The following is a 10,164-nucleotide window of genomic DNA, read 5'->3' as shown; positions in this document are numbered from 1 at the left end:
ATTCGGGGCTAACGATATCAGGCGCGCTGAAGAAGCGCACAGATCTCTGAGGCCGCCTCATCAACAAGACAAAATTTTCTGAGCAAATTGCAGAGGGAAGGTGGTCCGGGTAGGGTTCAGAACTGGTAGATGCTTGAGAATAATCAGAAAAAATAAAATTATTGTAGCGTTTATGCATTTTGATACGTATTAGTTTTAGAAACTAACCAAAATAGAACCTCTAAAATGAAAAGTAATCTAAATTCCGTTTTCAAATCATTAACTATTGTACTGTCAATTGCATTGTTTTGCCTGGGCTGTAAAAAGAAAGAGCATTCATCTACGGAGTGGGGTGAGCTTGCTACCGCAAAGATGAATGAGATCACCGTGCTTACTGCCAATATTCCCTGCAGCCAGCTCACCGACGTTTCCATTCAGGAAATGGCTTCAGGTTGTTCATCAACATATTACCCGGTTAAAATATCCGATCAGGCAAAATTTGAAAAGCTAAAAAAGGAATACTTTGATCTGTTAAGTGAGCAAACAAAGGCAATGATTAGAGAAGGTTACATCATTGATCCATGTTTCGAATCTCTTTGGATCGCTGAACAACCTATTCGATTAGAATGTAACACCGGTAAAGTGAAGGTCATTACTTCTGCAAATATGAGCATAGAAGAAGCTAAACCTCTTGCCGCGAAGACTTATTTAGAAATTATGGCTATCGTAAATGCCCAGACTTGTACTGATGCGTCCTCCTGGATGCCTGCCCCCTTGATTAAAGATAGACTTATGGATGTAGAATATATCACTTATTTACGGACTCAGGACTATACAGTATTGAAGAAAAAGGTTTCCCTTTACAATGGGTTGAAAACCAGGATTATTCAAGCAGATGGCCCTGCTACTGCTGTTGAGCCTCAAACAAAGGTGGAAAGAATAGATTGCATTAATGGTAAACCTGTAATCAAGTTGACTACGAAATAGTAATAGAGATTGCAATTTTCTAAGCAAACTGAAGAGGGGAGGCTGGCAAGGTTTCCCTGTTTATTCAAAATCTATCCATTTTTTTTCAAAGTACACTGTTGTGGATTGGTTAGTCTTGTTAACTGCCTTTGCTTGTACGAAATTTCCTTTGGTCGATACGTATTTTAAAGTTAAGGAGTCCATTCTGGTATCGTAGTAAGCACCAAGTTTACATCCGAAAGGGTTATTTTGAACATCGTCTGTAAAAATTGAGAATAATATCAGGCGTTCAGATGTGACGTCGGGAGCTGCATAACCAAAAAATCGGTGATCTTTCCTCATATAAGCAGTTAAATTGATGGTGCTGTCACTGCCATCCAAATGAACGTAAGCCTTTGTGACGTCATCGCCTGATGCAATAACGCTTGCATTGTTCGTTTTTTCAATACTGTCAAGCCTGGACGTAAATTCTTTTTTTTGTGCTGGTTTTAGCACTGGCTTTGGCGCAGGCTTGTTCGTGTCAGCAACTACGGTATTCGTGGTGTCTATATGCTTTTTGTTGGTATTCGAATCTTTGTGGATGCAGGCTGAGAGCAGCAAGGTTAATATTGGAATATATAGTATATTTTTCATCGGTCTTGTTTTGAAATACTAGTGGTGAAATTAAAGCAAATGTTCCACCGGATAAAAATAGAGAATTAATATATAATGGTTTATTGACCGATTGTTGTTTTTTTTCAAGCTGTAGACATATTGTAGGCGGATGATATTTGGAATTGACCATGCATACAGGGAGTTTTGTTTCCGTATGATTTATCACTTAAACCCAATTCCCTATGAAAAAATTAACAAGGTCCTTTATCATTTTACTTGTCTGCAATATTGTATTCCTGGCTGAAGCTTGCCGCTTACCGGCATCGCCTGAAAAATATTTTGATGTGACAATGCTGAACGCCAATTCTGTATCCTATTTTGGCAGTGAATATTTTACTAAGATGCTGGGATACCGGGGTAAGCCTCTTGCAGCCGGTCCTGGTGTTGACCAGTATAGTTATGAGCAACAGCTTGGATTTGCTATAAAAAGGGTGGAGAAATACCTGAAAAATATTGATGAACTATTGCCTACAAAGGATACCCAGGCCCTGATTGATGCTTCTAAAGATCTTTTCCAGTTTACACTTGAAAGCTATAAAAAAGACCATCTGCCTATTGCTAAAATGATTGACCGGAAAGCGCCTGAAGATGAAATAACCAAAGCAATGGATGATTTGGACAAAAGGTCATACACGGCGTTTACCGTCCGGTATAATAAGTTATATGAGATTGGAACCCAGTATGCCAAAGACAATGATATAAAACTGATGGAAATGCCTCAGTTTAGCAAGTAATAGAATTTTGCAGCTTTTTTCTGAGGTTTGGATGAAGCAATGACTTTCTAATCATGCATAAAATTATTATTTTGCGTCTATAAATAATTGCGCTCATGGAAGCTTCTCAAATTAAAATTTCTAAACAATTCAGGAAAATGGCTGTCCGGTCCATTGGCGCTATTCTTTTGTTTATGGTTACTTATCTTGTTCTGGTCAGTCTTGCTGTACTATTTGCCTTGGTTTGTGGTTATGCGGCGGTTATGCTGGTAATTTTGAAGGCCATGTTTGCTACCATAATGCTTGGCCTGGGACTCATTAGCCTAGGTATTCTGGTGCTGATTTTCCTAGTGAAATTTGTGTTCAACAAGAATAAAACAGATCGGTCGCATTTAATGGAAATTACAAAGGCGAATGAACAAAAGCTATTTGAATTCATTGCAGAGATTGTTGCTGATGTGAAAACAGATTTTCCTAAAAGAATATACCTTTCTGCCGATGTGAATGCCTCCGTATTTTATGACTCCAGTTTCTGGAGTATGTTCCTTCCGGTAAAAAAGAATTTACAAATAGGATTGGGATTGATGAATGCGGTATCAAAACAGGAACTAAAAGCCATTCTTGCTCATGAATTTGGTCATTTTTCCCAGAGAAGCATGAAAGTTGGAAGCTATGTTTACAATGTAAACCGGGTGCTTCATGATATGCTGTATGATAATGGTTCTTACAGCGAAATGATGGCCAAATGGTCTGGGACAAGTAATTACTTTAATTTGTTTGCAGGGATTGCTGTAAAAATGATCACTGGTATTCAGTTTTTGCTGACGAAAGTATATGAGGTCGTCAATTTGAACTATTTGGGTTTATCAAGGGAAATGGAATTTCATGCAGATGCTGTGGCGGCAGAGGTGGCCGGCTCTCAGGCACTTATTGACTCACTGTTACGGCTGGAGTTGGCGGATCAATCTCTTAATGAAGTTTTTAACTATTATAATACTAAATTCGAAGAGGCCGAGAAAACCGATAATTTCTATCCACAGCAACGTTATGTGATGACTTTTATGGCCACAAAGTATCAGCTGGAGATAGAAAATGACCTTCCCAAAGTAAATCCGGATAGTTACAGCAGGTTCAATAAATCCAAACTGGTTTTAAAAGACCAATGGTCTTCGCATCCAAGTACCCAGGATAGAATTAAAGCCTTGAAATTATTGAATAAAGTACGAACGGTACAGGAACAGGGTATTGCATCTGAATTGCTTATGGACGCTGAAGCGGTTCAGAAACAGTTTACAGCGCGCTTGTTTGATGCAGTTCAATATTCTAAACCTCCTGTTGTACAGGGTTTTTTCGCTTTTCAGGAAGAGTATTCAAAGACCTACAATCAACATGTATTTCCCGAGGTTTATAAGGGGTATTTTAATGAGAGAAACCCAGTTGGTGCGGCTACAGAATCTACGTTTTTAAAACCGACAGTTGAAAGCGATCTGGCTTTGGACGTATTATTTAGTGAGGAAACGTTGGACATGATGTATACTTCAAAGTCTATTGAGGCGGACCTTGCAACCTTGGAGCAAATTGGTTCGGGAGATTTTGTATTGAAATCTTTTGATTATGATGGTCATAAATACACACCTGCTGATTGCCCTGAGATTATCGAGCAGCTGAACAAAGAATTGGAAGTATTGAATGAAAAGCTTGTTCAAAGAGACCAGGATATCTTCTATAGGTTTTATAATAATGCATCCAGTGCCGGTAAATTAATAGAATTCAGGCAAATGCACCAGGACTATCGGCGTGCATTGGATTTGTTTGTTCGGCAGCAGGAAATTTATACTGATCTGGTTAAAACAAGTGCATTTATGCAGGTGAGTATGCCCTTCGAGGAAATTCGGGAAAGCCTTAAAAACCTTAAATGGTCCGAACGTTTTTTTATAGAACAAATTCGGACTATTTTAGCAGAAGAATGGTGTAAAGAAGAGATTGATGAGAAAACCAGGGGAAGATTTGAGCGTTACCTGGAACAGGATTGGAAGTACTTTGCCGGAACCGCGTATTTTGATCATGAACTTGATCTGCTTTTTACTGCAATGAATGATTTTCTAAGAATAATTGCACGAATTCATTATCTGAAGAAAAATTCCTTATTGACTACCCAGCTTGAATATAGTTATTCTTCGAGTTCTTTAGTCTGATTGTTCATCTTGATTACAGCTTCATTCAATTCGCAAACAGAAGTTTCGAGGTGGTCTAGGATAGGAATTAGATTTTCGTGATTGTTTATGGATGGCCGGATCAGTTGAACCAGTGCAGTGAGGTTGGCCAAAGGTCTTCTGATCTCATGGGAGTTTAGCCAGGCAATTTCTTTGAGTTTCTGGTTTTTTAAGAGCAGGCGTTCCCCATATTTTTTTGTGGTATCGATATCCTGGAGCGCTCCAATCATTCTTAAAGGGTTTTGATCCTGATCAAAAAGGATGTAACCCCGGTCAGAAACATATTTGTATGTACCGTCAAAACATTGATAGCGGTATTCTGACTGCCAGGCTGTTCTTTTATTGGCCAGTGCCTGCTCGAAGGAGGCCCATACTCTTGGACGGTCGTCTGGATGGATTCTGTTCATACTCCACTCTGCTTTTACCGGGCTATTGTCTACTTTATAACCGAAAGTTTCATAATACCCGTTCATCCACTTCAGGGCATCATGAACAATATCATAGTCCCAGATCACATCATTGGTTGCCCGTGTTACGGTTTCATAAAGATTTAACTGGTCATTCAGTTTTCTTTCATTGGCCAGTAGTTCGGTTTTGTGTTTGCGTTCGGCTATGAACCTTTTCCCGTAATAGTAATTGAGTGAAAAAAGTACCACAACAGAAGTTGCAATAAGAAATATGAGATTCTTGAAAAAATGCAAGCCCTGGAGATTAACGGAAGGGTATTGATTGTCAATCCAGTTGATGACAACTGCACCTGCCAGGAGCCAGAGACTGCCCAGCAGGAAATACAGGAACACTATTTTTAATAAAGGATATTTTTTCACAGTATGGAAGGATGTTTATTGTAAAAATAAACTTTTATTGGTAGTATTTGTAAATATAGACTGTGAAACTTTGGATGTGTTTTCTAAAAAATTAAAGAGAAAGTTGTAGCAAAGCCTTTTCTGCTTCTTCAAGCTGGTGTTGAATTTCCTGTACTGCAGACTTGGTCTGGAGTTTTAAATTGGGAACCAGGTTTCTGTAATAAGTTATACCTTCCTGCAACTGAGCAGAAAATTTGCTGAAATAGCGGGCTTTCTTATCGCTCAATAATTCCAGGTGGGAGGAGATGTCTTTTTTCAGATAATCAATATAAAGGTTAAGTTCATTGATGAACAGGTTCGGCCTTTTTGCAGTTGCAAGGAGGTTTTCGCGTCCGTAAATATGACCGATCATTTCTGAAAGGCTGTACTTTCCCGAAAAATAGGCCAGATTAGGACCCGGGCAAATGCTTACTGCTTTACTTTCCCTTGGCTTCAGTAATCCGTCTTTTATATAAGCAGAAGCACAGAGTCCTTCGCACAAGCATACTTTTTCTGTAATAGTTTCAAATTGCCTGCGGTAGTCTTTTTCCTCAAGTTCCATGCTTTGCAGTTGTTCAATCTTTAGGTGCTGGTATTCTCTTGAAGCGGTACAAATGGGCTGCGCAGTGAATTCTGTATTGGTGCAGAGGTATTTTTTCTTGCATGGACTGCCAGGCCTTCCTTTTTCAATACGCTGAAGTCTCAGTTCCTCCGCGGTGCTTTTGCGGAAATTATTAAACAATACACCCAGAGGGGAGGAATTACTCAGGTAGTAGTCTTTTTCTTCTGCAGTAACCAGTGCTTCCAGGGTATCCTGATCTACATTGGTGGCTTCAGGTACGAGGAGGAAAGGGCTTCCCCAGCCGGCAGCATCAAGCTGATAATAGCTGAGCAGGAATTCATGCTCTTCAGCTGTTCCTATTCCGCCTTGCACCGTGATCCGTTGTTGTGGCTGCTCATTAACCGGGATGCTTTTTTTCTGCAGAGCTTCTGTATAGATTTCCCAGAGTTCATTGGCCAGGGACGTACGGTTCTGTTTAAACTCCTCCAGGATCGGGCCCATCAGTAAACCATCGGTGGCAAAGGCATGTCCACCACAGTTGAGACCAGATTCTACCCTGAATTCAGCAATCCAAAGACCTTTTTTTGCTAGTATTTTGGCTTGTAGGTACGCCGAACGGTAATCACTTACCTTAAGGATGATTTTCTTTGTGAATTGGCCATTTACAGGATAAAGGTCCAGGCATTTTTCCATATAGGCATACAGGCGGGGGTTTAATCCGGCAGATATAATGACTGAAGAATGCAGCCGGCTGTTTACAAAACCACGCATGGCGGCAATGGCATCGGTAAAATCATCACCCGCATATTCCTGCTGCGCATTGTAATTGGCTTTATCTACTTTAGACATAATGTTCACATCAATGGAACCGGGTCTGATCTGTTGTTTAAGTTCCTGTTCCAGATGGGATTTTAACATACCGTCTTCCATGTTTTTTAAAGAGGTATACTGAATTTTGAGCGGTGAATATTCTGGTAACCACTCAAAATAAGTAGACAATGTAGTTCCTTCAGTAAAATCCTGTTGTCTGATCTCATCAAATTGTTGGGTTACCAATTGTTCCAGCAGGTTCAGATAGGCGGTGATCCTTTTGGCCCTGGAGTCTGGTTCATTTGGCCCTATAAAGTGGTAAGGCAATTGATTGCAGTCCGAATGGTACTTTCTCATGCGTTCTGTAAGTTCGTCATCTACAATGGAAACAACGGAAGATATGCCATATTTAGCTACTTTTAAAGGGGTGTCTATAGAATAGCCCAGGCCAAGAACGGGAATGTGGAAAGTATGTGTTGTCATATTCATTTATCGGATTGATGTGGCAAAGTACCAGACAATTTTTAGGTTAAAATATGATGGGGATCATGTTTTAGTTTTGATCGTAATCAAAATCAGGGGCATAAAAATTGATATATTTGTAAAAAAAGGTTTATGGAAAAAGCAAGGCTCTTAAATGCGATCATAGAAACAGCGATTGATGGAATTATTACAATTGATCAGCATGGAATAATTGAAAGCTTAAATCCTGCGGCCTTAAAATTATTTGGTTACGGTTTAGACGAAGTGGTTGGCCACAATATCAAAATGTTGATGCCTGAACCTGATAAGGGGGCGCATGATGGTTACCTGGACCGTTATGAACATACTGGTGAAAAGAGAATCATTGGAATAGGACGTGAAGTAAGGGGACTCCGGAAAAACGGTTCAACCTTTCCATTCCGGCTCGCGGTAAGTGAAGTGCAGTATAAAGAACGCAAAATTTATACGGGTTTTATCCATGATCTTTCTAAGGAAAAAGAAGCTGAAGAGCGTTTGCGCGAATATGCCGCAGAACTGGAAGAGCTGGTGGAAGAGCGGACCAAATCTTTAAAGAAGACGGTGGTGGCTTTGAGAGAAGCCAAGGAGGAGGTGAGTCTTTCCCTGGAAAAAGAGAAAGAATTGAACCAGATGAAGAGCCGCTTTGTGTCTATGGCTTCTCATGAGTTCCGTACACCGCTCAGTTCTGTACAACTCTCCGCCTCCCTGATCGAAAAGTATGCCCAGCCTTTTCAAAATAAACATATTGAAAAACATGTCAGTAAAATCAAAAATGCAGTAGGTAACCTGACCACCATACTCAATGATTTTCTGTCTTTGGAAAGATTAGAGGCAGGCGGGGTAGAACCTACCTTCAGTTCATTTGACCTGGTTAAACTGGCCGAAGAGATTACCGAAGAGATGCAGATGATTGCCAAACAGGATCAAAATATCATTTACCAGCATACCGGACTGGAAAGCATGGTAATGCTGGACCAGAACCTGCTGAAGAATTGTATGATTAACCTGATTGGAAACGCCATAAAATATTCAGGAGAAAATACCTTTATTGAATTCAATACAGAGATCAATGAAAACCAATGTATTGTAACGATAAAAGACAATGGTATTGGTATTCCTGAATCTGATCAGATTCATCTGTTTCAGCCCTTTTTCAGGGCGAACAATACAGGTAATATTCCTGGAACCGGACTGGGATTGAATATTGTTCTGCGTTATGTTACCTTGATGAGGGGAGAAGTACAGTTTAATAGTATAATTAATAAAGAGACAACATTTATACTTTCTTTTAATAAATAGATGGGGAAAACAAAGATTCTGGTTATAGAAGACAATAATGATATACGGGAAAGTGTTGGAGAGATCCTAGATCTTGCCGGCTATGAAGTACTGGAAGCCAACCATGGAAAGACTGGTGTCGATTTAGCTGTACAGCATCTTCCCGACCTGATCCTCTGCGACATTATGATGCCTGAACTGGATGGCTACGGTGTGTTGTATATGCTCAGTAAGAATCCCAATACTTCTGCTATACCTTTTATTTTTCTTACTGCCAAGGCAGAACGGCTGGACATGAGAAAAGGAATGGAAATGGGGGCCGACGACTACCTCACTAAACCTTTTGACGATATAGAGCTGCTCAATGCCATTGAAAGCAGGTTGAATAAGAGAAATAAACAACAAGCCTTTTACAGCAAATCTCTTGATCAGATCAGTGGTCTGATCAGTGATAAATCTGGATTGGGAGAATTGAATAAGCTGATTGCCCAGCGAAAGGTAAGGCATATAAAAAAGAAACAGGTTATTTATTATGAGGGGGATTCAGTTCAGGGAATTTATCTGGTGATCACAGGAAAGGTGAAAACCATTAAATTGACTGAAGACGGCAGACAGCTGATGACTGGCATTTACGGGGAAGATCAATATTTTGGAATTCCTTCTTTATTGTTGAATGAACCTTACGCTGAGAATGCAGAGGCGATGGAAGATACCACCATTTGCATGTTGCCTAAAGATATGATGGAGGAACTTTTGAACCAGTACCCGGATATCGGACGTCAGTTTATTAAGATATTATCTAATAATTTATTGGATAAAGAAGAGCAGCTCATGCAACTGGCTTATCACTCTGTACGCAAAAGGTTGTCGGAGGTATTGATCCGTCTGTCCAAACAGGAACAGTCTGATGACCCGCTTTTATTGCGGGTGTCCAGAGACAATCTGGCTGCACTTGCAGGAATGGCTACGGAAACTGTGAGCCGTATCCTGAGTGATTTTAAAGATGAACTGATCATAGAACGTAAAGGTAGTCAGATCCAGATCCTGGACCTTAAAAGGCTCCGTCAAATGAAAAACTGATGAATATCATTTTAATGGTTGATTAAACTCATTCTAATCAAAGGCTGCTGCGCTTAATTTTGATGTCATAAAATATCAAGCATGAGAGCAGTAGCCTATAGCATCAAATCTTCTGAAAAAGAACCTCTTGCGATCGCTAATCGCAAAAAGCACGACATTACCTTAATTTCGAATGCGCTAAGTGAAGATACCGTTGTTTACGCAGAAGGTAAAGAGGCCGTTATCGTATTTGTGGATGACGAGGTATCGGAAAAGGTAATCAACCGGCTCGCCGATCTGGGCATTAAATATATTGCGACACGTTCCACTTCTGTTGAACATATTGACAAACAGGCCGCGGTAAGCCGGAACATCCGGATTGCCAATGTACCTGCTTCAATTCTTAAAGAGGACTCTCAGGAGGCTTTGTCTATGGCCCTGGCTGCAGAAACAATCCTGAACCTGGACAAGTGGCAGCGCAAAAAATGCTTAGGTTCTTCCTGCGTTTGCTCCCGGGCCTGTGACCAGCATTCTGACTTGTTTGACTCTTCCAAAGAAGATGATCATGAAAACTAAGCTATCCG

The 10,164-nt window shown here is 40.2% G+C and carries 9 protein-coding genes; 6 read left to right on the top strand and 3 right to left on the bottom strand.

All coding sequences use genetic code 11. The features are described 5' to 3' along the window. The first annotated feature begins 225 nt into the window (after window positions 1-225). On the top strand, window positions 226-966 hold the full coding sequence (locus tag VNZ46_RS27755; protein WP_325564688.1) for a hypothetical protein: 741 nt from the start codon (window positions 226-228) through the stop codon (window positions 964-966). A 60-nt stretch (window positions 967-1,026) separates the two neighbouring features. Here the strand turns inward: VNZ46_RS27755 and VNZ46_RS27750 are convergent, their stop codons facing one another. Further along, window positions 1,027-1,578, bottom strand: a complete 552-nt coding sequence (locus tag VNZ46_RS27750; RefSeq protein ID WP_325564686.1) for a hypothetical protein — start codon at window positions 1,576-1,578, stop codon at window positions 1,027-1,029. A 203-nt stretch (window positions 1,579-1,781) separates the two neighbouring features. On the opposite strand from VNZ46_RS27750, the gene VNZ46_RS27745 reads away from it, so the two are divergent. Both VNZ46_RS27745 and VNZ46_RS27740 read left to right on the top strand, forming a co-directional pair. Then, window positions 1,782-2,333 (top strand): hypothetical protein, encoded by a 552-nt coding sequence (locus VNZ46_RS27745; protein ID WP_325564684.1) that lies wholly within the window; start codon window positions 1,782-1,784, stop codon window positions 2,331-2,333. Between the two features lie 95 nt (window positions 2,334-2,428). Continuing rightward, a complete protein-coding gene (locus VNZ46_RS27740) occupies window positions 2,429-4,507 on the top strand; it encodes a M48 family metalloprotease (RefSeq protein WP_325564682.1) in 2,079 nt (692 codons plus the stop codon). Here VNZ46_RS27740 and VNZ46_RS27735 read toward each other — a convergent pair. Beyond that, window positions 4,483-5,352 carry a PAS domain-containing protein gene (locus tag VNZ46_RS27735; RefSeq protein WP_325564680.1) on the bottom strand — a complete coding sequence of 290 codons (870 nt, stop codon included), beginning with the start codon at window positions 5,350-5,352 and terminating at the stop codon, window positions 4,483-4,485. The two genes, VNZ46_RS27740 and VNZ46_RS27735, sit on opposite strands and share 25 nt — an antisense overlap. A 91-nt stretch (window positions 5,353-5,443) precedes the next feature. Next, the gene (locus tag VNZ46_RS27730; protein WP_325564678.1) at window positions 5,444-7,231 is read right to left on the bottom strand and encodes a hypothetical protein; all 1,788 of its coding nucleotides are present in this window, start codon (window positions 7,229-7,231) and stop codon (window positions 5,444-5,446) included. Window positions 7,232-7,357: 126 nt separating this feature from the next. Here VNZ46_RS27730 and VNZ46_RS27725 point away from each other — a divergent pair, with 126 nt between their 5' ends. The 3 genes from VNZ46_RS27725 (at window position 7,358) to VNZ46_RS27715 (ending at window position 10,156) form a co-directional block, all read left to right on the top strand. Next, window positions 7,358-8,542, top strand: a complete 1,185-nt coding sequence (locus tag VNZ46_RS27725) for a PAS domain-containing sensor histidine kinase (protein WP_199075968.1) — start codon at window positions 7,358-7,360, stop codon at window positions 8,540-8,542. Next, window positions 8,543-9,601, top strand: coding sequence for a response regulator (locus VNZ46_RS27720; protein ID WP_199075966.1), 1,059 nt, complete (start codon window positions 8,543-8,545; stop codon window positions 9,599-9,601). A gap of 81 nt (window positions 9,602-9,682) precedes the next feature. Then, a complete protein-coding gene (locus VNZ46_RS27715; RefSeq protein WP_325564674.1) occupies window positions 9,683-10,156 on the top strand; it encodes a lactate dehydrogenase in 474 nt (157 codons plus the stop codon). Window positions 10,157-10,164: the final 8 nt, after the last annotated feature.

This window comes from Pedobacter sp., from assembly GCF_035566355.1.
Taxonomy (GTDB): Bacteria; Bacteroidota; Bacteroidia; order Sphingobacteriales; family Sphingobacteriaceae; genus Pedobacter.
Note: the sequence above shows the minus strand (reverse complement) of the source record. Positions and strands in the feature narration are given on the sequence as shown.

Excerpts from the sequence above, each read along its gene's own strand:
- VNZ46_RS27750 (WP_325564686.1), bottom strand. The coding sequence starts at position 1,578 with ATGAAAAATATACTATATATTCCAATATTAACCTTGCTGCTCTCAGCC.
- VNZ46_RS27715 (WP_325564674.1), top strand. The coding sequence starts at position 9,683 with ATGAGAGCAGTAGCCTATAGCATCAAATCTTCTGAAAAAGAACCTCTT.
- VNZ46_RS27720 (WP_199075966.1), top strand. The coding sequence starts at position 8,543 with ATGGGGAAAACAAAGATTCTGGTTATAGAAGACAATAATGATATACGG.
- VNZ46_RS27755 (WP_325564688.1), top strand. The coding sequence starts at position 226 with ATGAAAAGTAATCTAAATTCCGTTTTCAAATCATTAACTATTGTACTG.
- VNZ46_RS27725 (WP_199075968.1), top strand. The coding sequence starts at position 7,358 with ATGGAAAAAGCAAGGCTCTTAAATGCGATCATAGAAACAGCGATTGAT.
- VNZ46_RS27730 (WP_325564678.1), bottom strand. The coding sequence starts at position 7,231 with ATGAATATGACAACACATACTTTCCACATTCCCGTTCTTGGCCTGGGC.
- VNZ46_RS27745 (WP_325564684.1), top strand. The coding sequence starts at position 1,782 with ATGAAAAAATTAACAAGGTCCTTTATCATTTTACTTGTCTGCAATATT.
- VNZ46_RS27740 (WP_325564682.1), top strand. The coding sequence starts at position 2,429 with ATGGAAGCTTCTCAAATTAAAATTTCTAAACAATTCAGGAAAATGGCT.